Genomic DNA, 23312 nt, shown 5'->3' on the forward strand with positions numbered 1-23312 from the left:
TTAATGACCTTTCGCTGGCTGAATCTCTTCTGGATCACGATAAATCGCTTCTGCCTCATGCACGGTCGGTACCGGACTTGCCAAGGCACGGCGAATCACACCAATCGCAGCGAACAACATCACAAAAGCCACAATCATGAAGAAAGCACAAAGTGCAGCATTGATCTGGTTCGACATCGCTACCGTCTGCATTTCAGCCATAGTTTTCGCTGGCGCCAGGATTTCATTATTGGCAATTGCCGTGTTGAAACGGTCAGCTTGAGCAAGGAAACCAATCTTTGGATTTTCATGGAAAATCTTCTGCCAGCCTGCTGTCATGGAAGTAATGAACAGGAATACTGTTGGGATAATTGTTACCCAGACATATTTCTGTTTTTTCATCTTGAACAGAATGACGGTACCAAGAATGAGTGCCATCGCAGCCAGAATCTGGTTACCAATACCAAACAGTGGCCATAAGCTGTTAATCCCGCCCAGTGGATCGACTACGCCCTGATACACAAAGAAGCCCCAGCCTGCCACTGCAACCGCAGTACCCAATAGGTTTCCGAAGAAGTTATGCGACTGTTTCACCGCAGGAATCACGATACCCACGGTATCCTGCACCATGAAACGACAGGCACGGGTACCAGCATCTACAGCAGTCAGGATAAACAATGCTTCAAACAGAATCGCAAAGTGATACCAGAATGCCATCATTTCACGACTGTTGAAAATTTCAGTGATGATATGTGCCATACCAATTGCAAAGGTAGGCGCACCACCAGTACGTGACAAAATCGAGTTTTCACCGACTTCTTGTGCCAGTAAGGTCAAGGCTTCAGGCGTTACCACAAAACCAAGGGTTCGTACTGCTTCTGCTGCACTTTCGGCTGTAGTACCGAGTAATGCGGCTGGTGAGTTAATGGCAAAGTAAATTCCTGGATCCAGAATTGCAGCACAGATCAAGGCCATGATCGCCACAAAAGATTCCATCAACATACCGCCGTAACCGATCATGCGGATATCGCGTTCATTGTTGACCAGTTTCGGTGTCGTCCCCGAAGATACCAAGGCATGGAAACCGGAAATCGCACCACACGCAATAGTAATGAACAGGAATGGGAACATAGAACCTGCGAATACAGGACCAGTCCCATCAATGAATTTGGTAATCGCTGGCAGTTTCATTTCAGGCATGGCAAACAGGATACCCACGGCCAAACCTGCAATCACGCCAATTTTCAGGAAGGTCGACAGATAATCACGTGGAGCAAGCAATAGCCAGACTGGCAATACCGACGCAATGAAGCCATAAATGATCAGCGCCCAAGTCAGTTCAGTGCCAGAAAGTGTAAAGAATGGCCCCCAATATGGATGTTGTGCGATGTTTTCACCGTAGATAATGCCCAGCATCATCAAGACAAAACCAATAATCGAGACTTCAGCAATTTTACCCGGGCGGATAAAACGCATGTAGATGCCCATAAAGATCGCAATCGGAATGGTGGCTGCAATACTGAATACACCCCATGGACTGTTAGTCAGTGCTTTAACAACGACTAGCGCCAATACTGCCAGAATGATGATCATCACGCCCAAGGCACCGAGCATCACGATAATACCGGCAAAGGTTCCGAGTTCCTGCTTAGCCATCTCACCAAGTGATCGACCGTCACGACGGGTGGAAATAAACAGTACCAGGAAGTCTTGTACCGCACCTGCCAGCACCACACCGACCAGTAGCCAGATCGTCCCAGGTAAATAGCCCATCTGCGCTGCCAGGATCGGACCGACTAAAGGACCTGCACCGGCAATCGCTGCAAAGTGATGGCCAAATAGAACGCTTTTATTGGTCGGCACATAGTCCAGACCATCGGCCAGACGATGCGCAGGCGTTAAACGGCGTTCATTCAGCTCAAATACTTTGGTGGCAATAAATAAACTGTAGAAACGGTAAGCAATGCTATAGACACAGGCGGCGGCAAGTACCAGCCAGACTGCATTGACATGCTCACCCCGACTCAGTGCCAGAACTCCGAAAGAGACTGCACCCACAATGGCTACCAAAAGCCAAATCATTTTCGAAGTCAGCGTCGACTTCTTTTGTAAAGTTTCCATTCAATCCCTCATATTGTGATGCATACAAATCAGCGTGATTGTTGTTGTTCGAGGTACTGCTGTTTTCCCTTGCGACTTTACGCCTGTTCTTTTGCTTTTCCTCTACGACTTTGGCATAAAAAAAGGGATGATTTAAATCATCCCTCTCGATAATAGTCTATTTTCAAACCATTATGCACGTTCTAAATAGTCACCAGTACGGGTATCTACACGAACGCTTTCTTCTTGCTGTACGAATAATGGAACACGTACTACAGCACCTGTTTCAAGTTTCGCTGGCTTACCGCCACCGCCAGAAGTATCACCACGAACACCTGGATCAGTTTCAACGATTTTAAGTACGACGAAGTTCGGTGGAGTCACGTTTAAAGGCACGCCATTGAACAACATGATAGTACATTTTTCATTTGAATCGTCTTTTAACCATTTTGCAGCATCGCTCATTGCTGTTTTATCAGCTGCGATCTGTTCAAAGGTAACAGGATCCATGAAGTTCCACATTTCGCCATCGTTGTACAAGTATTCCATTTCTACTTCAACGATATCAGCCGCTTCTAGGTTCTCGCCTGATTTGAAAGTTTTTTCCAGAACTTTACCTGATTTAAGGTTACGTAATTTTACGCGGTTAAAAGCTTGGCCTTTACCTGGTTTTACGTATTCGTTTTCCATGATTGAACATGGGTTGCCATCAAGCATAACCTTAAGGCCTGACTTGAAATCATTCGTAGAATAATAGGCCATGACTGGCGCACTCCAAACTTACTAACTTTAATCTATTGATGCTATGGGCTGTTGCGATGTCATTTAGCAAGTCTGACACGAACATTGAGTTGCCACATGCACATTCATTTGATGTTGCGTATTCTAAATGAGCAATACACTTTGCCGCAATGAAAAAATCCGCTTTCACCCACTCAGGCTGTTTAAGTTACAATCAGACATGAAAATCCTTTGTTTATTCATGTCTTGCTCAACGTTAAAATACCATCAGGCGAGCACGAAGATCAGCATAGCTTAATCACTCTTTATTTTATAGCGCAGTGGATTATTGCGCTTCCGCACAAACTGTTAAACTGCGCCCATCAGGCTTTGTCCTCTCACTTATTATTGTTAATCTTCCGGCATGACGAACTATTTATATCAAGAACAAAACTGGCAATCACAGCTCAGCGACCTGATCACTGATCCACGCGAATTGCTTGAAGTACTGCAACTTGCACCAGAGCAACTGCTCTCAGGCGCCATTTTAGCTTCTGAACAGTTTAAACTGCGGGTACCACGTGCTTTTGTGGGCAAAATGCAGACCGGAAACCCTTTAGACCCATTGCTTTTACAAGTGCTGCCCCATCATCTGGAACTGGAAGAACATCCAGGATTTGTTACCGACCCCTTGGGCGAAGAACAGGCCAATCAGCAACCCGGCGTACTGCACAAATATAAATCCCGTTTCTTGCTGACACTGACTGGTGCCTGTGCTGTACATTGCCGTTATTGTTTCCGCCGGCATTTCCCCTATCAGGAAAATCTGCCTAAAAATGAAGACTGGATAAATATCAAGCAATATCTGGAAAGCCAACCCGATATTAATGAAGTGATTCTGAGCGGCGGTGATCCACTGACCTTATCGAACCGGAAATTAAAAACCTGGATTGAACGACTAGAATCAGTACCACATCTCAAATTCTTAAGAATACATTCACGAGTTCCTATTGTGATCCCCAACCGAGTCGACGAAGAGCTACTTAGCATGTTAAAAAACAGTAGGCTACGTATTATTCTGGTGGTACACTCAAACCATGCATCGGAGCTGGATGACTTCACTTGCAAGCGTTTAAACCAACTGGTTCAACAGCAGATCACTGTTCTGAATCAGGCGGTTTTATTAAACGGGGTAAATGATTCTGCTCAGGTTTTAGTGGATTTAAGCTATCGCTTGTTTGATGCCGGGGTCATGCCTTATTATTTACATGTACTTGATAAAGTAAAAGGTGCGCATCATTTTGATTTAGCGCCTGACCATATTAATGAGATTTATACAGAAGTTTTAGCGAACCTTCCGGGGTATTTGGTTCCTAAACTGGTTCGAGAAATAGCGGGCGAGAAGAATAAGACACCGCTTTTTGGGGTTTCAACATTTTTGAGTTAAATAATAAAGATGAGCACGCATACTTCAGACATTTTTCAGACACCGACGGAACTTAAACGAGAGCAGTTGAGCTTTTGTCCAACCACTGCCAAGGCTTTGCAGGAATGGGTTGCGGGGATTTCGATTCTACAGCTGGGGAATTCCTCCAAATCCCTGTTTAATGCCTTATTGGAAGTTTCCGAGCTGAAATGTCCAGAAACCCTGCGCTTTGACCTGATTCAGGTCTTGCATCCCACCCTTGAAAATGTCCTGACCAGTCTGGAAAAGCATTTCGTCAATCAGGGCCTGATCACTTCCGACCGGAATGACCAGATCATTGAACTGGCCATGCTGCTGCGCAGTCATTTTGCCAAAATTTATATCGATATCGTCAAACGCTGTAATCATCAGCTGACGCATCAGAAGTTTTCGCTATTTTCTCTAGGCAAAAAGAAGAGCATTCAAACTGCCCGGATGGTATCGATTTATTATGCCCTGCAACAACTCACACTTCTGTTATATCAACAACATATGCTGTATAGCACGCCGGGTCTGGGACAATGGCTGGCTGCCCATCAACTGCTTGAATGTGCAATAGACAACAATTTCTATCAAAGCAATATCAATCAGGTATTAGGCACCCAGCATGATATCCAGAACATTGCACATGCCTATGCACAGCTGATTTTACTGGATATCTTCAATACTCATCAGATCCGGCCTGCAGAAATTCAGGGCCTGTATCTATGCAGTTTTGACTGGGCCAAACTGGTACAGATCCTGCCGAAGGAAACCACGCTGTCCCGTTATGTGGTCGATGCCAGCAAAGATCATCCGCCAATCTTTAATTCCCATCAAGAGCCACAGTTTCAGCCGAGCTTCTATATTTCCACTCAGAACCTGATGGATCATTTAACAGGTACTCAAAGCAAAAATGCCCAGTATCTGTCGCGGAATGAAAAACTGTTCCTGACCCCTGCACTGCATTTTCATATCTACAATCTGCTCTCGAACAATGTCGAGCGTCGTCATGAACGTTATGAATATTCAGCACAGATCAATATCTGCTTTGGCTTGAGCGTGGCGCATTTTTACCTGTCTAAAGGTAAAAACTTCAATGAAACCCTGGAACTCGATGCCAATTATAATTTCCAGAGCGAAAGCAGTTTTGTCAGCTCGATGGAAAACGCCATTCCAAGTAGTTTTAGCAGCATCAAGGCGCTCGATCGAGAAACCAAACAGATCCATAGCGCTGAAGTTCTGGATATCAGTGTCAATGGTTACCGGATTAAATGGACTGGTATTACCCCGGCTAACCTGAAAACCGGTGAATTCATTCTGGTTCAGGAAAAAACCCAGAGTCAGTGGCGTGGCGGTGTGATTCGCTGGATCAAGCAGTCAACGGATAAGAGCCTAGAAATCGGGCTGGAAATTTTGGCACAAGAGCTCTTTCCTTGTGCAGCTTATACCCGTACCGAACGTCATCATGTCAACTATCAGCCTGCCCTGTTGGTGAAAATGACGCAACTGAATCAGGTCTCGACCAGCCTGATTGTCTCTGGTTCACAGATGTTTAGGGAAAAACAAACCATTCATTTACGTCTTGGTCAGGAAGAAATCAAAATCTATCTGACCAAAGCACAACTGATTACGCAGAGTTTCATCCGTTTTGATTATGAATTACTCAATGATCAGGAAGAAGAGATGATCGAAAACTTTATCGATCAGCACATGAATGAAAGCAGAAATCATGATTTATGGGAAGCATTGAAGTGAGAAATCCATTATTGTCTAAAAAGTTAAAACGTACTGAAACACGTTTACTGATTATTGATGATAATCAAATTAGATATAACCAAATCCGTGATCTTCTGACCAGTCATGATTATCAGGTCGATGCTGTGCTGCTGGATGATCTGCAGTCTTTTGAAAAACAGCTGAATTTCAAATGGGATCTGCTTATTTTTGGGCGTGCCTACGATCTGAAATACGAACAGGCCTTAGGGATCGTGCGTCTTTCGCAGCAACCTGACCTTCCGATGATTTTGCTTAAACCGGATAATTATCAGGCTGAACAGTATGCGCAATATATCCGTAAAGGGGTATATGACATTCTCAACTTCGACTACTTGGAACGCTTTTATGTGGGACTGGTCCGAGCATTGTCATTTAGCCGTTTGTCACAATCTCAGCAACATTTAATGACTGAGCTGGAAACAGCACAAATTCAGGCACAATCTTTAGTAGACGACAGCAACCGTGCTGTTGCCACCATTCAGGAAGGGATTCATATTCAGGCCAATGCGGACTACCTGAAACTGTTTGGCTTGCAAAATGAAGACGAAATCATTGGCCTACCGCTTCTGGATCTGCTCCAGCCTTCAGATTTGAATGATTTTAAAACCCGTTTCAAAAAGATTTCTCAGGGTCAGTTTGATTTAGGTCGAGTCGAGATTCAGTCTCTGAATCCGCATGTATCCGCATCTAACCCATTAAAACTGGAATTCTTGCCTTCCACTGCTGAAGAAGATGCGGTACAAATTAGCATTGATACCCAATCTCAAACGGTTTCCTCCAATAAGACTCCTGGAAAACCAAGCGTTTTTCATTCACTTAAGCGTGAACTCAATAAGCAGCCTGCACCAGTAAATGCCTTGGTGACTTTCTCTCTTAGCGCTTATGATCCTGAGCTTCTGCAGTCTGACTGGACTACTTTTAGTGGCTACTTTGAAGCAGTCAAAGAGTTCCTCATGGAACAGACCCATATTTCCCTGTTTAAACTGGAATATGATGTTGTTGTAGGTATGTTACAGGCAGATTCCAAAGCAATTCTTGAATCCAAACTGATCAGTTTAAATGCCTTAAGCAAACCGCAACTCATTACAGTGGGACAAAAAACCTTCCCTCTAAATTTGCGCTTGGGCTATGTCATGCTTGAACAGGGCCTGCAGGATGAAATGCACTGCAATACGCTGATTGGACAGGCATTCTCTACATCTTTACCTCAAGCAGAAGCTGTAGCTGAATTTAAACTCGATATTCCTGCGTCACTGAGCAGTCCGGTTGCGGTAGAAATGCCGAGTATAGATTTCAGTGTTGCTGAAACACCAGTTGCCAGCCCAACATTGGCAGCCGTCAGTCCAGCAGTCACGTCTATTCCTAGCGCTACACCTTCTATTTTGAAAGCCTTAAGTGAATGTCTAGAACGTGGTGAGATTCATTTAAAATATCAACAACTCTATGATAAAGAAGATACGCGTTTATATACCTATGAAGTGACCAGTGGCTTTATTTTTGAGAATAAATGGCAGGATATTTCTAGCCTTTTAGAACTTCATGAAGATGATGAACTGTCCATTAAACTGGATCGCTGGATTCTGGTTGAAGCCAGTAAACAGCTACACAACTTTATTACCCAGTATCCTGATGCAAGCTTAATTGTCAATTTGAACCGTGCCGTACTATTTAAAGACCGCACCTTCCCGGAATTTATTTCCAAGCTGATTACGATTATTCGCAGTAAAGTGAAGCATCCGCTAATCTTGCAATTCTCAGAAGAAGATATTTTACTGAATCAACAAGATGCACAAAAATATCTACGCGTGCTGTATGAACATGGCGCACTGATTGCACTGCGTGATTTTGGTCAATCCATGTACAGTCAAAATTTACTGCGCGAACTGGAACTGGATGGTGTCAGCTTACATTCGAGCTTAACCAATATGCTCAATAAAGATACCGAGATTGAGCAGTTACAGGAAAAAATCACCAGCTATAATGAAATCAAGCCACTCAATATTCTGATCCGTGAATTAAATGATATGACATTGTTCGCCAATGCCTGGAACGTGGATGCCCGCTTTATTCAGGGGAATTATTTCCAGAAAAAACTCGATCATTTGATTGATGTGCAAGAGCATTAAGTGCTGCTACAAACCTGCAACTTAGAAAGTGGCATGATCATCTTCTGAATTGCAGGCACAAAAAAACGGGCTTAAAGCCCGTTTTTTCATTTTGGATATTAACGTTTAACAGAACGTGACATACCAGCAAAACGTTGTTTGAACTTGTCGATACGACCGCCAGTGTCAACGTTCTTTTGCTTACCAGTGTAGAATGGGTGGCAAGCTGAACATACGTCTAGATAAAGAGTTTCTTTACCAAGAGCTGAACGAGTTTCGATTACGTTACCACATGAACAAGTAGCAACTAAAGTTTCATATTTTGGGTGAATATCGGCGCGCATCGTCGATTACTCCATTAGATTCAAGAAGGTTTAGCTGTCATCGCTATTGATCACTCTCAACTGAGGAAGCAGGAACATCGTTCATGCAGATCAACACCACAACAGACCATTCTTTTGGCCCACCGAGACGGATACCGTCAGAGCTAAGCACAACAAGTGGGCATTATTATACGTGAAACGAATTTAATATGCGAATTATTCTTCAGCTTCTGACCCAGTCTCTTTGGCCCACAGATTGGCAATAATCCCGCAGACCATTAATTGAATCTGATGAAAAATCATGATCGGCAGGACAATCATGCCCAGCGGCTGGCCAATAAATAAAATTTGCGCCATCGGCACTCCACTGGCCAGGGTTTTCTTGGAACCACAAAAGAATGCCGTTTTCTGGTCAGCGCGGCTAAAGCCCAGCCAGCGTGGAATATAAAGTGATAACAGCATCACAATGGTGAGTAACACCGAGCAAGCCAGCAATAGCAGCAACAAGGTACTCAGGCTCACTTCATTCCACAGCCCGGCCACTACGGCGCTACTAAAAGCGCCATACACCACCAGTAAAATCGAGCCTTGATCGAAGACCTTGACGATTTTTGGCATTTTCATCATTTGCGGATAGATCCAGGGACGCAGAATCTGTCCTGAAATAAACGGCACCAAGAGCAGCAGTGTAATCTGGATAATCGATGAAGTCGGATCAAAACCATGATCAGATTGACCGAGAATAAAAAATGCGACCAATAATGGAGTAATAAACATACCGATCAGATTGGAAAAAGAGGCACTACATACCGCCCCGGCGACATTGCCATGAGCCACTGAAGTAAAGGCGATCGAGGACTGCACGGTGGATGGCAGGAAACACATAAACAGGAAACCCCAATATAGTTCCTGTCCGAGCATGGGTAATAAAATCGGCTTGGCCAAAAGCCCGAGAATCGGAAACAGGGCAAAAGTTAGCGCAAAAACTAAAGTATGCAATTTCCAGTGCATAATGCCTTGCACCACAGCTTCACGAGACAGTTTGGCGCCGTGCAGGAAAAACAGGATGGCAATCGCTCCTGTCGTCACCCAGCCAAAGACTTCAGCCGCCTGCCCCGAAACTGGCAGCACACTGGCCAGCAAAACCATCACAAACAACAGTATCGTAAACCAATCCAATGCCAAGAACTTAAGCATATCCCTATAATCCCTCAGATTTTATTGTTTGATATAAAAATGCCCGGCTATCTTAACAGATGCCGGGCCCATGCTATGCACTCAGATTGATGTAATATTTTCATCTATACATGAATGCATTTCATATATCTCGCTACGTCACACTTAGTTATTACGTGCATTGTTGTCTTGCTGGATCAGCTCGATCTTGTAGCCATCTGGATCTTCTACAAATGCAATTACAGTCACGCCACCTTTCATTGGGCCAGCTTCACGCACCACATTACCGCCACGCGCTTTAATCTCTTCGCAAGCCTTGTAAGCATCATCAACTGCAATCGCGATATGACCATAAGCATTGCCCAGTTCATAGCTGTCTGTATCCCAGTTATGGGTCAATTCCAGTACGGTGTGATTCTCTTCATCGCCATAACCGACAAAAGCCAGGGTAAAACGGCCCTCTTCGTAATCACGCTTACGAAGCAAAGTCATGCCAAGTACTTCAGTATAGAACTTGAGAGATTGTTCTAAATTGCCTACACGTAACATGGTATGTAGCATGCGCATATTAATCATCCTTCTGTACAGATTGTTGTTGGTGTTCACCGAGCAGTTTTGCGACCCAGACCACCAGAATCAGGATCGGAATCCCAATCAGAGTAGTCATCAGGAAGAAATTCGGATAACCGATATTGGTGACTATAGTACCCGAATATCCACCTAAAATCTTAGGCGTCAGGGTCATGAGTGAGCTAAAAATCGCATATTGAACAGCGGTAAATGACACACTGGTCAAGCTCGACAAGAATGCAATAAACGCAGCACCAGCCAGCCCGGCGGCCAGATTATCGACAATAATGGCAAAATAAAGCCACTTGTCGCTATAAGGTTTAATCACCTTGCCACTGACTTCGACCGTATCTGAACTGTTGCTATCCACCACTGCCAAGGGCTGAATATCGACATCCAGATTCTGGGTATTGCTCAGCTGATCATTGACCTGATAAACATGCGTTGTTTGCTGCAGTGCCTGATCATCTTGCATCAAGACGGCACTGATAATATGTGCAGGTGACTGAATCAGTTGTTGTGCAGGAAGCGCGGCAGTAAATACGCCTTCACTTTCCAGTTTTGCCTCAATATTTTGATCATTGATTTGTAAAACAATCTTTTGATTTTCTTGCAGTGCTTCACCGACATACTGGCCGCGCACTACAATGGTCTTGTCCTGTTCAGCTACAGTGAGGCTATTGTCACTGGTGATCGGCAAGATCTGTAACTGGGTGCTGCCCTGTTCTGTGGTCAAATACGGCATATTGACCTGTACCGGGGCTTGATCAGTAACATCTCCATCCAGATAAGCAGCCGATACTTGTAGCTGTTTGCTCTGCGCCAGCACAGCACTCGGTATATCCAGCTTCCAGTAACCAACTTCATCGGTCTCTGCCTGATAAACCTGATTACCGACCGTGACTTCGACAGCTGCTAGTTTTTCACCAGACTTGACCAGGCCGATAAAAATCAGGTTGGTGGAACAGGCCAGCACAGCACCAACAAACATCAGTTTCATGATGTTCATCTTCTGGGCCAAGAGCCCGCCAAGGAATCCACCGACTAAAGAGAAAATGACTCCATAGACTTTAACTGCCTCGGCAATCTGTTCTTTACTGAAATTCAGGTCCTGATAGAACACATTAGAAATGACGCCGGCAATAATATCGGAGACCCGATAAAAACCGATCAGCAATAACAACACCAATGCCAGTTTCAAGCCATAACGTTTAAAGAAGTCTGCAACCGGATTGACCCAGGTTTCATAGGCCATCTGCCTGTTAACCGCACCCATTTTTACCAAGCTTGCACCAATCGCAAATGCGACAGCACCTGAGCCAATAAAGCGTAAGGCCTCAAAACAGAACAAGGCAAAGGTATCTTCAATAGCAAACTGTTGCTTGATACTGTCCACCAGATTGCCTGAATAGATATAGCTCAGTACAAAACTGATCACCGCAACAAAAAATACGGCGACTAAACGGAAATAATCACTGCGCACATAGTGTTTTCGCACACGGTCAACCTGCGGCTCCCGAATGGACAGTGTGGTGATAATACCGACCAGCATGACAGCAGCCATCGCCAGATAGGTCCATTTCCAGGCATCATAGATATAGTTGCCTTTCGCAGTTCCCAAATAGGCCGCCAGAAACAAGGCACCAGCACCAGCGACAATCATCCCGATCCGGTAACCGGCATTATAGGTGGCGGCCAATACGGTCTGCATCTGGGTTTCCGCCAGTTCAATCCGGTAGGCATCAATCACAATATCCTGCGTTGCTGCGGAGAAACCAAGCAGGACTGCACCGAGCGCCATTTGCTGTAAATGTGTTGCACCCAAAGCCGGATCAGAAAAGGCCATAATGGAAATGGCACAGACAATCAGAATCTGCGCAATCAGCAACCAGGCACGACGACGTCCCAGAGCCTTGGTCAGAAAAGGGACAGGAAGTTCATCAATGAGCGGTGCCCAGACGAATTTAAACGAATAGCCCAATGCGGCCCAGCTAAAGAAAGTTACTGCACTTTTGCTGATTCCGGCCTCACCTAACCATAAAGACAGACTGGAAAAAATCAGAAGAATCGGCACACCAGCCGAAAATCCCAAGAACAGCATGATCAATGCACGTCGATCTAAAAATGCTGTAAATGCGGATTTCCAACCCGTCGTTTGTGTTGTCATTGCTTTATTATTTTCCGCAGAAAAACCAATTGCTGCTATTCAATCCTGTAATAGCGTATCTTTCAACAAGATTTATATATTTATCACATTTCCGGTTTTTTATTTTCTGGCAAAAGCGACATGTTGGCTTGAATTTTTCAAGTAAATCTGTATACCTTAACTCTCATCAACGTAATATTTCGTTTTGGATTTTCAACAGTGACCCAGAGACTCGATCAAATTAATTCTTCTATTGCCAGCAACACCAGCACAACTCCACAAAAAATCCGCTCAGATTTACTTATCTCTGCATTTGAACAAAGCGAAATTAAAAATACTCTGGACCATACCCGGTTAACATCCACCCAGCTGACGCATATTCCAAACCTAGAAAAAATTCCTGCGTCAACCAAACGGATCAAGCCCCTGAATAACTTTTTGGGCCAAGATCGCGCACGCGCCTCAGTTGAGGCCGGGATTGCCCTGCCTTATTCCGGCTATAACATTTTTGCTGTGGGTACCGCAGGACTCGGAAAACGCACCATGGTGAAGCGTTTGCTGCAACAGCACGCCAAAACTATGGAAACCCCGAATGACTGGGTGTTCGTCAATAACTTTCAGAACCAGCGTCAGCCGATTGCGCTAGAACTGCCCTCAGGTCAAGGGCCGAAATTCCAGGCCATGTTGAATCAAAGCTGGCAAACGATCCTCAAGCAGCTTGAGCGCCGTTTTACTGCAGAGACCTATCATAACCGCATTGAAATGATTCGCCAGGAAACGGGTGATGAACAGCAGCAGGCACTGATCGAACTGACCAAAGAAGGCGCAGAACTGGATCTGAAGCTGATCTCGCGACATGATGAGCACTGTTTTGTCCCTGTGCATCTGATTGATGACAAATTGCAGGAAATGTCTCAGGAAGATCTGAATGCATTAAGCAACAAAGATCGTGCCGAACTAGCCTCTAACATGCGCTATATGGACAAGAAACTGGAACGTTTGGGTTTACACCTAGGTGATCTGGAAGATGATGCACGCGATCGCGTACAGATCCTGAACCGCGATATCGCCAAGCAGGTCGTCTTGCCGCGAGTCGAACAGATTCTAGCGAAATTCAAACATGTGGAAGGTCTGGAACATTATCTGAAATATTATGCCGAAGACATTATCAATAATGTCGAAATCGTGCTGGAACAGGAAGAAGATGACTTCACTCCGGCACTATTCAGCCGCGTTCCGGCACGTTATCAGGCAAATGTAATTATTACCCATAAGCCGAACAGTGGTGCACCGGTGATCTTTGAAGATTTTCCAACGCATTACAACCTTTTGGGTCATGTGGAACAACTGACCCAAAATGGCACGATTACCACCGACTTCACCCTGATTCGTTCAGGTACCTTGCACAAGGCTAACGGTGGCTTCCTGATGCTGGAAGCGGAACAATTGCTGGAACAGCCCTATGCATGGCAAGGCTTGAAGCGCGCGCTTAAATCGGGGCATTTAAAATTGTCCTCGCTTGAGCATATGATCACGTTAACCGGCAGCATTTCGATTGAACCTGCTTCGATTCCATTGAATATCAAGGTCATCTTGCTGGCTGAGCCTGAAATTTATTATGAAATTTTAGAGCTTGAACCAGAGCTGGGCAGCATCTTTAAAATCCGTGCTGATTTTACCGATACATTACAACGTAATGACGACAACGAGCAGGCCTATATGCAGCTGATTGCCGACTATGTGCAATCGGATAAATTATTACCTTTTGACCGTTCTGCTTTGGCGGCATTGCTCACAGATTCCAGCCGTCAGGCCGAAGATCAAAGTTCATTGTCATTACATGCCCTGACGCTGGGTGATCTGATCCGTGAAGCACATCATCATGCCTTCCAGGCTGGCGACAAGATGGTGTCAGAAAAACATATCAATACTGCCCTGGATCATCGCAAATATCGTCTCGGCTATTTACGTGAACTGTATTGGCAAGATCTGACTCGTGGTACTCAACTGATCGAAACCCGCGGCCATCGTCTGGGCCAAATCAATGCCCTGTCCGTCATTCATTATGCTGATGTTGAATTTGGTCTGCCTTCACGACTGACTGCTTCGGTTTATCAAGGTGGTGGTGATATTCTGGATATCGAACGCAGTGTCGAACTCGGTGGCTCTTTACATGCTAAAGGCGTGTTGCTGATGTCGTCTTTCCTGAAAGCACATTTTGGTCGTGAACAGACCTTGCATTTCTCTGCTGCACTGGCCTTTGAACAAAGTTATGGCCAGGTCGATGGTGACAGTGCCACAGTCGCGGAACTGTCTGCCTTACTGTCTGCCATAAGTCAGTTACCGATTGATCAATCCTGGGCCATTACCGGTTCCATGAACCAGCTGGGACAAGTACAACCGGTAGGTGGTGTGAATGCCAAAATTGAAGGTTTCTTTGATGCTTGCAAGTTACAAGGTCTGACCGGAAAACAAGGTGTGATTATTCCACGTCAAAATATGCAACATCTAATGCTGCGTAAAGATGTCACCATTGCTGTGGAAGAAGGTCAGTTCCATATTCACGCGATTGATACCATTGATCAGGCGCTGGAAATTCTGATGGCGCGTCCTGTCGGCACCTTGGATAAAAAAGGTCGTTATAGCAAAAATTCAATCTATGCCGCAGTGATGGCACAGCTGGATTATTGGCAAGCGATTGAAGATGGTGCCGAACTGGTCGAAGTGCCGAAGAAAAAGAAAAAAAAGAAGAAGAAAAAAGACAAGAAGCAAATCGTCGAGCCACAAACTGAAGTTGATGCTGATGCTTCGACAGTTGAAAAGCCGGATGCAGCGACAGAGGATTAACTCTAACCTTGACCTAAGCAAAAGTAGAGATAAAAAAAAGCGCTTCTCAATGAAGCGCTTTTTCACATCTGAACTTAATTTAATACAAAATTAAGCATCAGCTGCCGGGCTATACTGTTCAACTAAAGGCTTTAATTCACCTTTTTGGAACATGTCGAGCATGATATCACTACCACCGATCAACTCACCATTGATCCAAAGCTGTGGAAATGTCGGCCAGTTGGCGATTTGTGGTAACATCGCGCGAATGTCCTGGTTTTCCAGAATGTTTACATAAGCAAACGGACGACCAATTTGACTGAGTGCTTCTACTGCACGTGCAGAAAAACCACATTGTGGAAATTGCGGTGTGCCTTTCATGTAAAGAAGTACTGCGTGTTTTGCAATTTGGTCACGAATTAACGCTTCGGTATCGCGTGCTTGTTCAGTCATTGATAAATCCTCAACTCATCTGTCTCGCATTATACCCAAATCCAGGCAAAACAGTATGTCTAAAGCAATAATTCCAATTTTATTTACAATTACCCTTTAAATCTGAGTGGGTTTTTGCTTATATAAGTTTTTCTTTCCACCTAACAGTTAAGAGTTAGTCATGAATAATATTACCCTCGCACCGGTACAAACTGATCAACCGTCTCATTTGATGCCTGTTTTTGGCCGTCAACCGATCAGCTTTGTCCGAGGACGAGGTGCATATCTTTATACCGAAGATGGTACAGAGTATTTAGATGCATTAACCGGAATTGCGGTATGCGGTTTGGGCCATGCGCATCCAGTCATTGCCGAAGCGATTGCTGAACAGGCAGCGACCCTGATTCATACCAGCAACCTGTTTGAAGTGCCTTGGCAAACCGCTGCCGCACAGAAACTGGCTGAAGTTGCAGGTATGGAAGAAGTATTTTTCTCCAACAGTGGCGCAGAATCAAATGAAGGTGCAATCAAGATTGCACGTAAATTCGGTCATATGCAAGGCATTGCTTCACCAAAAATTATTGTTGCTGACCAGTCTTTCCATGGTCGTACCATGGCCACCCTGTCTGCTACAGGCAATAAAAAAGTGCAAGAAGGTTTTGGCCCGCTGGTTGAAGGTTTTATTCGTGTACCTTTTGGTGATATCGAAGCAATTGAAGAAGCTGCAATCAATCATCCGGATATCGTAGCGATTTTGATTGAGCCTATTCAGGGTGAAGGCGGTGTGAATACCGCACCTCAAGGTTTCAGCTATTTAGAAGAAATTCGCCAAATCTGCAACCAGCATAACTGGCTGATGATGCTGGACGAAGTGCAAACTGGTAATGGCCGTACCGGTAAATACTTTGCTTATCAGCACACCAATATTATTCCGGATGTACTGACCACAGCCAAAGGCTTAGGAAATGGCTTCCCGATTGGTGCAGTCATGACCCAAGGTCGTGGCGTCGGTGTATTAACTGCTGGAAATCACGGTTCTACCTATAGCGGTACAGCACTGGGTTCGCGTGTGGTCTATACCATTCTCGATATTATGCGAAAAGAAAATATCGTCGCGAATGCGGCTGAAAAAGGTGCTTATATCGTTGACCAGCTACTCAACAAACTGGCAGATCAAAATGTCATCGTACGTGGTTTCGGTCTGATGATCGGGATTGAATTACCAAAAGAATGTGGTGATCTGGTTGCGATTGCACGCAATGAATACAAGATGATTATCAATGTCACTGCAGGCAATGTCGTTCGTCTGTTGCCTACCCTGAATATTACCCAGGAGCAGGCAGACCAGTTGATCGAACGTCTGGTAAAAATGATCAAAGCTTATTTGGCATAAAGCCCTAGCCTAAAAATTAAAAAAGCCGCTCTAAAGCGGCTTTTTTATTATTCTGCACTCTATGATGCGTTTTGTAACATACGTCCGCCAGAGATCTGGCTAAAATATTGTTTCAGGGTATCAAGACAACGAAGAATTTTTGTCGGTTGTTGTTCACGTTTCGGAATAACCGCATACAGTGTAATCGATGGCAGTCTCCATTCAGGCAGAACTTCAACTAAAGTACCGTTAAGCAAATCCTTTTTAGCATCAAGATATAAAACCTTGGCAATCCCATTACCCTGCAAGCACATCGATTTTGCAACCAAACCGTTATTGGTACTGAAACGGGATTTCAGTTCAAACTCGGCTTTTTCTGCAGTATTCACATGTTGGAAATGATAATACTGATGGTTTTTAAGATGCGTTAAAGGCAAGACCTCATGATTTTTAAGATCATCAGGTTTCGAAATAATGGTGCTTTGATTAATATAACTCGGTGTCGCCACCAGAATTTGCTCAATCTGCATCAATGGCACAACCTGAAGATTATGCTCATCATTTTTCTGTTCAAATCTTAGGGCGATATCAACTCGCCCATCCAACAAATCAACCTCATGATTGTTTGTTTCTAAATGTACTGCCAAGCCGCGATGTGCAGCTATCCAATGAGAAAGTGCAGGAATCACATGATTCGCGCATAATTCTGGCAAAGAAACGATACGCAGCTCACCCACGAGATCATCACGTAACTCATTGATCCGGACTTTACCGCGCTCAGCAGCAGATAACATTTCTTGACAGCTATGGAAAAAAGCTTGTCCCGCTTCGGTCAGACTTAATTTTCTCGTCGAACGATTTAGAAGTACGACTTCCATATCGTGTTCTAATGAGCGAATTTGTTGACTGACGGCGCTGGTCGTAATCCCTAATTCACGGGCAGCACCGCTAAACGAGTTCTTCTCCACAACGCAAGCAAAGACACCCATTGCTCGAAGTTGATCTAACATAAATTTCCCTCTAAACTTATGAGGTGCTTCATCATTTGATAAAAGCAACTTATTGTATTATACGGCGAAATTTACACTTTGCATTATTTATTTAATTGTTTGGTAAAACTGCAGTAGGATTAATAGGTTTGCCGTCTAAGCGCACCTGAAACTCAAGCATGGTACGGTTTGTACCAGTCGATCCCATTTCTGCAATTTTTTGACCAGCCGTTACATTTTGGCCACTTTTCACATTCAATTTACTGTTATGTGCATAAGCGGTGATATAGCCATTGATATGCTTCACCAACACCAGATTGCCATATTCTTTCAGGCCATCAGCGGCATACACCACCTGCCCGTCTGCTGCTGCAAATACCGGATCGCCGACATTGCCACTATAGCGGGTGCCCTTGATATTAGAAGCTAAATTGTATTGCTGAAGAATCGCACCATTCGATGGTTTTACCCAACGTAAACCTGCAGCCGTAGATACTGGCGTAACCGGTGCAGATGTATTGACGCGTGGTGTGGTTTGTACTGTGGTTGCTGGTGTCACCGGTGCCGGTGTAGGCACTGCAATTGTTTGACGCTGGATTGGCGCTGCCTGAGTCATAGCCTGAGTACTGGTGCTACGGCGCGCAGTATTGCTTTTCAGGCGGATTGATTGTCCGACATAAATCCGGTAAGGCGCACTGATATCATTCATCTCCGCGACACTGATATAGTTCAGCCCATAACGTGCTGCAATCCCGCTCAATGTATCTCCTGAACGCACCGTATAGAAATCAGGAGCTGTTGCATAACGCGTTGCATTATTCACCTGGGGTTTGGTGGCACAACCGGTAATTACTCCTGTAGAAATAACAACGGTCGATAAAACAAGGGTTTTAATCAGGGTTGCAGGCGAAGCTACGACACATTTCGGTAACACCAAGAACATTATCTTCCTCTCTAATGCTATACGGTTGCAAAATTTCGTTAAGATTAGCAAAGTTTTACGGCAATATACTTGCAATCGCGAGTTTTTCACAAAGTTATAACACTAAGGACGCATTTTCTTCCAATTGTGTTTGCAAATTCCGCAAACTCTCATAATTGGTGGCATCCATCTGAATCGGGGTAATACTGACATAGCCATTGGCGACCGCAGAGAAGTCTGAATCAATCTCGCTAAATCCCGGCTTAGGTTCTGCGACTGCTTCTCCCGAGAGTCCAATCCAAAATACCTGACGACCACGCGGATCTACATGACTCGTCACCGGTTTAGACTGACGGCGGCGACTTTGATATGTCACTTTTTCACCCTGCAATTCAGTTACATCTGGAATATTGATATTAAAAATATGTCGCTCAGGCAGAACAGGCAAACCACGAGCAATAAAATCATGCACCCATTCGGCGGCCAACTGATAATCCTGAGGCTGCTGATAGCCACGTACATTCGGCCCACTCAGTGATACGGCAATCGCAGGATGTTTAGTTAAACGACCTTCAAAGGCCGCCCCGACTGTACCGGAATACAAGATATCATCTCCCAGATTTGCGCCGCTATTTATCCCGCTAACCACTAGGTCAAATTCAAAATCAAATAGCCCGTTCATAGCCAAGTAAACGCAATCTGCCGGCGTCCCATTAACCGCCCAGACATCAGGAGAAATCTGGATTGGGCGTAAAGGGCGGTCCAAAGTTAAGGCACTAGAAAAGCCACTGCGTTCACTTTCCGGTGCCACAATCACCACTCGCCCCAAAGGCTTTAGCGCTTGCGCCAAAGCCTGAATACCGGGTGCAAACACCCCATCATCATTTGAAACTAAAATATTCACTAAAAAATCTCGTTACGCTAAAAAATGACTGACTAGGACATTTCATTGTATTAGTGCAGGAATTATATATATTTATTGCTCGACATCCATCTTTATAATATGTGGCTCAAGATGATTAAAAAATTCTCTTTACTTAGCGCTCTCACTTTAAGCTTGGCAGCATTTATTTCCCCTTCAGTCATGGCAAACGATCTGACTGTTGAAGAAAACAATACCATTGTAAAAGAAGATATTGCATCAGCACAGGTTATGGCTGAAGTTTGCCCGGCAATCATTGGTCAAAATCCAAAATTTAACAGCACCGTTGAACAATTGATCCAGTCTTATCTTGCAGACTACTCAGATAAAGGCATGAGCTATCAAAAGCTACAGGCAGACAGTGAATATAAATCTTTACTTGAAGAAGCACGTCAGGGTGCAAAGCAAACCAGCTCAGACGAGCAGAAAACTGTCTGTGAAGAAATGCTGAACTACCAAGGCTAAGCCAGCTAAATTTTCAAATAAGACGGTGTAAACATCGTCTTATTTTCTCTTACAGATTTATTCATAATTCTACAGCTTCGCTACATTTTCCCACTTTTCAATTTCAAAAATAAGTTTAAGCTAGGCAAATTATTGTTCTAAATCCATTTTTTGAGTTTTCAATGAAAAATCCAATATTCCAAGCTTTAACATTCTGCGCAATTTCTGCCGCCACTCTTTTGGGAACTTCTGCATTTGCAGCCGATGAAAACATTAATGTTACCCCAACTCAGCAAGTGACCAAACAGGAACTGGCAGCCATTTATGTTCTTTCAGAAATCTGTCCAAGCATGGTCAAAGACAAGTCACAGTTTAATCAGGGTTATACCAAGCTGGTGACTGAGTATATGCCGGGCCAGCGTAATCCGGTTGAAAGCTTAAACCAGATGGCTAAACAGAACGATTTCCGCAATATTCTGTCCGAAGCACAATCGGATGCCAAGAAAGCCGGCAAGAAAAAAAATCAGGTGATTTGTAATGAATTAACCACCTATAACAATTAAGCTGCTTTTCTGCCGATAACTTACAATACTTTTGAAATAAGACCGGGTTTCCCATAGAAGTCAGCCTAGCTTTGTCCTAAAATGCTAGGCTCTTCGTGCTTACATCAAGATATAGGAACCCACTAGAAATGACCCAAAAAACTGCCCTTGCTGCATTATTATTAGTTCCTAGTTTTAGCTTTGCAGCAACTGTCCTATCTGCACCACCAGAATTGAATAATAAATCCTATGTGCTAATGGACTACGAGACAGGGCAACTTCTCGCTTCAAAAAATGAAAATGAAAAATTAGCCCCTGCTTCAATGACCAAGATGATGACCAGCTACATCATCGAACAAAAACTATTGAGCGGTGAACTCACTGAAGATGAACAAGTGCGCATGAACGAGTCAGCATGGTGTCGCGGCAGTAGCGCGGAATCATGTATGTATGTACCTTTAAATGGTACGGCAACTGCACTTGAAATGCTTCGCGGGATTATTATTCAATCAGGGAATGATGCATCGAAAGCCATGGCTGAACATATTGCAGGGAACGAGGGTACCTTTGCACATATGATGAACCAGGAAGCTAAACGTATTGGCATGACCAATACCAGCTTTATCAATTCAACCGGTATGCCAGCTGAAGGTCATTATTCAACTGCCAAAGATATGGCAACGCTGGCACAACACATCATTAAAGACAGTTCTAAGTATTATCCGATTTATGCGGAAAAAGAATTTACCTTTAATGGCATCAAGCAAGGTAACCGTAATGCCCTGCTATATACTGATCCGAGTGTAGATGGTTTAAAAACTGGCCACACTGATGAAGCTGGTTATTGTCTGACCACCTCATCAAAACGCGGTCCTACGCGTCTGATTTCAGTGATTTTTGGTGCACCAACCATGCAGGAACGTGCGACACAAACACGTGAATTGCTGGCTTGGGGTTATGCAAACTTCGAAACCAAAAATGTTCAACCTGCTAAACAGGTACTTGCCAAAGCCAAAGTCTGGTTTGGTAAGGAAGATGAAGTTCAGATCGGTCTTGCTGAAAACTTTAACGTGACCATGCCAAAAGGTCAGGCTAATGCGATTAAAACCCAGCTGGTGGTTCAACCTAAACTGACTGCACCTTTACAGCCTGGTCAGGTCGTAGGTAAATACGTAGCGACTCTGGATGGTAAAGTAATTTCAGAAAAACCATTGGTGGCTTTAAACGCGGTTGAAGAAGCTGGTTTCTTCGCACGTATGCTCGACCACATTAAACAGTTCTTCTCAAACTTGTTCTAAGTTTAAATAAACTGTTTTAGTCCCGGACTAAGACCAAAGCACTCATTCAGATGGGTGCTTTTTATTTTATACTATGCACATGATCCTTAAACTTTTAATGAGCAGATCACCATGAGCCAAAACATTCGTTCTTATTTAGACACGACTCCAGAAATTGATAAATCGTGTTATATCGATCCGATGGGAATCGTGGTCGGCGATGTGGTCTTGGCTGAAAATGTTTCTGTCTGGCCTTTTGCCGTGATTCGTGGTGATGTTAATTCAATCCGGATTGGTAAAAATTCGAATGTTCAGGATCATGCCATGTTGCATGTCAGTCATAAAAAAGCCGATAAACCGAATGGTTCGCCTTTGATCATTGGTGAAGATGTCACGATTGGCCATCATGTGACATTGCATGGTTGTACGATTGGTAATCGTGTACTAATTGGGATTAACAGCATTATTCTGGATGATGTCATCATTCCGAATGATGTGATGATTGGTGCAGGTACGCTAGTTCCACCGGGTAAAGTTTTGGAAAGTGGCTGGCTCTATGTTGGTAGCCCGGCAAAAAAAGCACGTCCGCTCACTGAAAAAGAAATGGCGTTCTTGCCGTATTCTGCACATAATTATGTAAAAGTTTCTGAGAATTATAAATAACTGTTTTAATTGCCAAATTTTTTGATCGTTAGATACAATAAATTAAATCTATCTCTATATGAATATTTATGTTTAAAGAAATTGAAAAATATGTGGGATTTTATCTACTCACCTACATAATAATTTTATTCATATGTGGATTTTTTCAGTACATAGCAGTGTGTCAAGGACAATCTTTATCTTGTAGCTTCAGTATGACTGGAATTAACACAATTATTACAACCACTGCTTATGTAATAACACCTATAGTTGCCATCATTGGTTTTATTTCTTGGAAGGTACAATATAACATTCAACTCGAAAAAAATGATCTCAGAAATGCTTTAGAGGCTGCCGTCATACTCAAGGAAAATATAAATTATTTTGAAGTACATTTAAATAACTTATACGCCAATCTCAACTTAAAATAAGATTTTCGAATTGAATTGGTGAATGACCAAGCTTTTTATTTAGCACCACACAAATTGTATGCGACAGAATTTTACGAGTTATGCGGTGGGTTAAATGCCATAGATCTTTTGCCCTCACTTTCTGAATGTGAAAGCGATCTGTTAATTGACCAATCACTGTTTCAATCTTTC

The 23312-nt window shown here is 43.8% G+C and carries 20 protein-coding genes and 1 pseudogene; 10 read left to right on the forward strand and 11 right to left on the reverse strand.

Features of this window, described 5'->3' with window-relative positions:
• Positions 1–2100 (reverse strand): carbon starvation CstA family protein, encoded by a 2100-nt coding sequence (locus F891_RS03350; RefSeq protein ID WP_004646549.1) that lies wholly within the window; start codon positions 2098–2100, stop codon positions 1–3.
• A gap of 171 nt (positions 2101–2271) precedes the next feature.
• Positions 2272–2841 (reverse strand): elongation factor P, encoded by a 570-nt coding sequence (gene efp / locus F891_RS03355; protein WP_004279747.1) that lies wholly within the window; start codon positions 2839–2841, stop codon positions 2272–2274.
• A 382-nt stretch (positions 2842–3223) separates the two neighbouring features.
• Here efp and epmB point away from each other — a divergent pair, with 382 nt between their 5' ends.
• The 3 genes from epmB to F891_RS03370 are packed head-to-tail and all read left to right on the forward strand — an operon-like array spanning position 3224 to position 8148.
• Positions 3224–4246 (forward strand): EF-P beta-lysylation protein EpmB, encoded by a 1023-nt coding sequence (epmB, locus tag F891_RS03360; protein WP_005251335.1) that lies wholly within the window; start codon positions 3224–3226, stop codon positions 4244–4246.
• Between the two features lie 9 nt (positions 4247–4255).
• Positions 4256–6001, forward strand: coding sequence for a hypothetical protein (locus F891_RS03365; protein ID WP_005262130.1), 1746 nt, complete (start codon positions 4256–4258; stop codon positions 5999–6001).
• Positions 5983–8148 carry an EAL domain-containing protein gene (locus tag F891_RS03370; protein ID WP_005262131.1) on the forward strand — a complete coding sequence of 722 codons (2166 nt, stop codon included), beginning with the start codon at positions 5983–5985 and terminating at the stop codon, positions 8146–8148. The genes F891_RS03365 and F891_RS03370 overlap by 19 nt, the downstream gene beginning before the upstream one ends.
• A gap of 98 nt (positions 8149–8246) precedes the next feature.
• On the opposite strand, the gene rpmE is transcribed toward F891_RS03370, so the two are convergent.
• The 4 genes from rpmE to F891_RS03385 form a co-directional block, all read right to left on the reverse strand.
• Entirely contained in the window at positions 8247–8471 is a 225-nt protein-coding gene (gene rpmE / locus F891_RS17215; RefSeq protein ID WP_004279743.1) for a 50S ribosomal protein L31, read from the reverse strand.
• A 195-nt stretch (positions 8472–8666) separates the two neighbouring features.
• Entirely contained in the window at positions 8667–9647 is a 981-nt protein-coding gene (locus F891_RS03375) for a bile acid:sodium symporter family protein (protein ID WP_005262132.1), read from the reverse strand.
• Between the two features lie 144 nt (positions 9648–9791).
• Positions 9792–10193, reverse strand: coding sequence for a lactoylglutathione lyase (gene gloA / locus F891_RS03380; RefSeq protein WP_004279741.1), 402 nt, complete (start codon positions 10191–10193; stop codon positions 9792–9794).
• A gap of 1 nt (position 10194) precedes the next feature.
• Positions 10195–12363 carry an AmpG family muropeptide MFS transporter gene (locus tag F891_RS03385; protein WP_005251321.1) on the reverse strand — a complete coding sequence of 723 codons (2169 nt, stop codon included), beginning with the start codon at positions 12361–12363 and terminating at the stop codon, positions 10195–10197.
• A gap of 198 nt (positions 12364–12561) precedes the next feature.
• Here F891_RS03385 and F891_RS03390 point away from each other — a divergent pair, with 198 nt between their 5' ends.
• Complete coding sequence (locus tag F891_RS03390; RefSeq protein ID WP_005262133.1) at positions 12562–15189, forward strand: Lon protease family protein; 2628 nt, start codon at positions 12562–12564, stop codon at positions 15187–15189.
• A gap of 90 nt (positions 15190–15279) precedes the next feature.
• Here the strand turns inward: F891_RS03390 and grxD are convergent, their stop codons facing one another.
• Positions 15280–15621: a Grx4 family monothiol glutaredoxin gene (gene grxD / locus F891_RS03395; RefSeq protein WP_004279738.1), complete on the reverse strand. Its 342-nt coding sequence runs from the start codon at positions 15619–15621 to the stop codon at positions 15280–15282.
• Positions 15622–15781: 160 nt separating this feature from the next.
• Here grxD and F891_RS03400 point away from each other — a divergent pair, with 160 nt between their 5' ends.
• A complete protein-coding gene (locus F891_RS03400) occupies positions 15782–16993 on the forward strand; it encodes an aspartate aminotransferase family protein (protein WP_005251319.1) in 1212 nt (403 codons plus the stop codon).
• Positions 16994–17052: 59 nt separating this feature from the next.
• On the opposite strand, the gene F891_RS03405 is transcribed toward F891_RS03400, so the two are convergent.
• The 3 genes from F891_RS03405 to surE form a co-directional block, all read right to left on the reverse strand.
• A complete protein-coding gene (locus F891_RS03405) occupies positions 17053–17982 on the reverse strand; it encodes a LysR family transcriptional regulator (protein ID WP_004279736.1) in 930 nt (309 codons plus the stop codon).
• Between the two features lie 91 nt (positions 17983–18073).
• The gene (locus F891_RS03410; protein WP_005104583.1) at positions 18074–18904 is read right to left on the reverse strand and encodes a peptidoglycan DD-metalloendopeptidase family protein; all 831 of its coding nucleotides are present in this window, start codon (positions 18902–18904) and stop codon (positions 18074–18076) included.
• A 94-nt stretch (positions 18905–18998) separates the two neighbouring features.
• Entirely contained in the window at positions 18999–19787 is a 789-nt protein-coding gene (gene surE, locus F891_RS03415; RefSeq protein WP_005251318.1) for a 5'/3'-nucleotidase SurE, read from the reverse strand.
• A gap of 111 nt (positions 19788–19898) precedes the next feature.
• On the opposite strand from surE, the gene F891_RS03420 reads away from it, so the two are divergent.
• The 5 genes from F891_RS03420 to F891_RS03440 all read left to right on the forward strand — a co-directional run bounded on the left by F891_RS03420 (position 19899) and on the right by F891_RS03440 (position 23141).
• Entirely contained in the window at positions 19899–20270 is a 372-nt protein-coding gene (locus F891_RS03420) for an MCR_0457 family protein (RefSeq protein WP_005251317.1), read from the forward strand.
• Between the two features lie 161 nt (positions 20271–20431).
• A complete protein-coding gene (locus F891_RS03425) occupies positions 20432–20812 on the forward strand; it encodes an MCR_0457 family protein (protein ID WP_004646539.1) in 381 nt (126 codons plus the stop codon).
• A 128-nt stretch (positions 20813–20940) separates the two neighbouring features.
• Positions 20941–22089 (forward strand): D-alanyl-D-alanine carboxypeptidase PBP5/6, encoded by a 1149-nt coding sequence (gene dacC / locus F891_RS03430; RefSeq protein WP_004646537.1) that lies wholly within the window; start codon positions 20941–20943, stop codon positions 22087–22089.
• A gap of 111 nt (positions 22090–22200) precedes the next feature.
• Complete coding sequence (locus tag F891_RS03435) at positions 22201–22731, forward strand: gamma carbonic anhydrase family protein (RefSeq protein WP_004646536.1); 531 nt, start codon at positions 22201–22203, stop codon at positions 22729–22731.
• A 68-nt stretch (positions 22732–22799) separates the two neighbouring features.
• Positions 22800–23141, forward strand: coding sequence for a hypothetical protein (locus tag F891_RS03440; protein WP_005262135.1), 342 nt, complete (start codon positions 22800–22802; stop codon positions 23139–23141).
• On the opposite strand, the pseudogene F891_RS17810 reads toward F891_RS03440, so the two are convergent.
• Positions 23128–23312, reverse strand: a pseudogene (locus tag F891_RS17810) (IS982 family transposase); the annotation flags it as partial. The gene F891_RS03440 and the pseudogene F891_RS17810 sit on opposite strands and share 14 nt — an antisense overlap.

The sequence above is a fragment of the Acinetobacter sp. CIP 101966 genome, from assembly GCF_000369725.1.
Lineage (GTDB): Bacteria > Pseudomonadota > Gammaproteobacteria > Pseudomonadales > Moraxellaceae > Acinetobacter > Acinetobacter lwoffii_Q.

Coding starts and splice junctions, on each gene's coding strand:
- efp (WP_004279747.1), bottom strand. CDS start 2,841: ATGGCCTATTATTCTACGAATGATTTCAAGTCAGGCCTTAAGGTTATG.
- F891_RS03400 (WP_005251319.1), top strand. CDS start 15,782: ATGAATAATATTACCCTCGCACCGGTACAAACTGATCAACCGTCTCAT.
- F891_RS03440 (WP_005262135.1), top strand. CDS start 22,800: ATGTTTAAAGAAATTGAAAAATATGTGGGATTTTATCTACTCACCTAC.
- F891_RS03410 (WP_005104583.1), bottom strand. CDS start 18,904: ATGTTCTTGGTGTTACCGAAATGTGTCGTAGCTTCGCCTGCAACCCTG.
- F891_RS03365 (WP_005262130.1), top strand. CDS start 4,256: ATGAGCACGCATACTTCAGACATTTTTCAGACACCGACGGAACTTAAA.
- F891_RS03425 (WP_004646539.1), top strand. CDS start 20,432: ATGAAAAATCCAATATTCCAAGCTTTAACATTCTGCGCAATTTCTGCC.
- F891_RS03350 (WP_004646549.1), bottom strand. CDS start 2,100: ATGGAAACTTTACAAAAGAAGTCGACGCTGACTTCGAAAATGATTTGG.
- F891_RS03420 (WP_005251317.1), top strand. CDS start 19,899: ATGATTAAAAAATTCTCTTTACTTAGCGCTCTCACTTTAAGCTTGGCA.
- epmB (WP_005251335.1), top strand. CDS start 3,224: ATGACGAACTATTTATATCAAGAACAAAACTGGCAATCACAGCTCAGC.
- grxD (WP_004279738.1), bottom strand. CDS start 15,621: ATGACTGAACAAGCACGCGATACCGAAGCGTTAATTCGTGACCAAATT.
- F891_RS03435 (WP_004646536.1), top strand. CDS start 22,201: ATGAGCCAAAACATTCGTTCTTATTTAGACACGACTCCAGAAATTGAT.
- F891_RS03405 (WP_004279736.1), bottom strand. CDS start 17,982: ATGTTAGATCAACTTCGAGCAATGGGTGTCTTTGCTTGCGTTGTGGAG.
- F891_RS03370 (WP_005262131.1), top strand. CDS start 5,983: ATGGGAAGCATTGAAGTGAGAAATCCATTATTGTCTAAAAAGTTAAAA.
- dacC (WP_004646537.1), top strand. CDS start 20,941: ATGACCCAAAAAACTGCCCTTGCTGCATTATTATTAGTTCCTAGTTTT.
- gloA (WP_004279741.1), bottom strand. CDS start 10,193: ATGCGCATGCTACATACCATGTTACGTGTAGGCAATTTAGAACAATCT.
- rpmE (WP_004279743.1), bottom strand. CDS start 8,471: ATGCGCGCCGATATTCACCCAAAATATGAAACTTTAGTTGCTACTTGT.
- F891_RS03375 (WP_005262132.1), bottom strand. CDS start 9,647: ATGCTTAAGTTCTTGGCATTGGATTGGTTTACGATACTGTTGTTTGTG.
- F891_RS03385 (WP_005251321.1), bottom strand. CDS start 12,363: ATGACAACACAAACGACGGGTTGGAAATCCGCATTTACAGCATTTTTA.